This window comes from Bacillus sp. LR--39 (assembly GCF_053613335.1).
In genome coordinates this window covers 1-620 of record NZ_JBSIOT010001140.1, presented here as the reverse complement: position 1 = coordinate 620, position 620 = coordinate 1, and the positions used below count along the sequence as shown (strand labels likewise).

Annotated in this window: 1 protein-coding gene; it reads left to right on the top strand. The window is 43.5% G+C overall.

The window, feature by feature from the left end; genetic code table 11:
• Nucleotides 1–620: DNA primase (locus ACWHAR_RS28960; protein ID WP_452088686.1), on the top strand; the 620-nt coding region annotated here is incomplete at both ends.

The window sequence follows — 620 nt, the reverse complement described above, 5'->3', positions numbered from 1 at the left end:
TTTTCTCTTTTTTAAGGCAGATGGAAGGCTACTCATTTGCCGAGTCGGTTTCTCAGCTTGCTGACAAATACCAAATTGATTTTCCAGATGATATAACAGTCCATTCCGGAGCCCGGCCAGAGTCTTCTGGAGAACAAAAAATGGCTGAGGCACATGAGCTCCTGAAGAAATTTTACCATCATTTGTTGATAAATACAAAAGAAGGTCAAGAGGCACTGGATTATCTGCTTTCTAGGGGCTTTACGAAAGAGCTGATTGATGAATTTCAGATTGGCTATGCTCTTGATTCTTGGGACTTTATTACGAAATTCCTTGTAAAGAGGGGATTTAGTGAGGCGCAAATGGAAAAAGCGGGTCTCCTGATCAGACGCGAAGACGGAAGCGGATATTTCGACCGCTTCAGAAACCGTGTCATGTTTCCGATTCATGATCATCACGGGGCTGTTGTTGCTTTCTCAGGCAGGGCTCTAGGCAGCCAGCAGCCTAAGTATATGAACAGTTCTGAAACCCCGCTCTTTCATAAAAGTAAACTGCTTTACAATTTTTATAAGGCCCGCCTTCATATCAGAAAGCAGGAAAGAGCAGTCTTATTTGAAGGGTTTGCTGATGTCATATCGGCC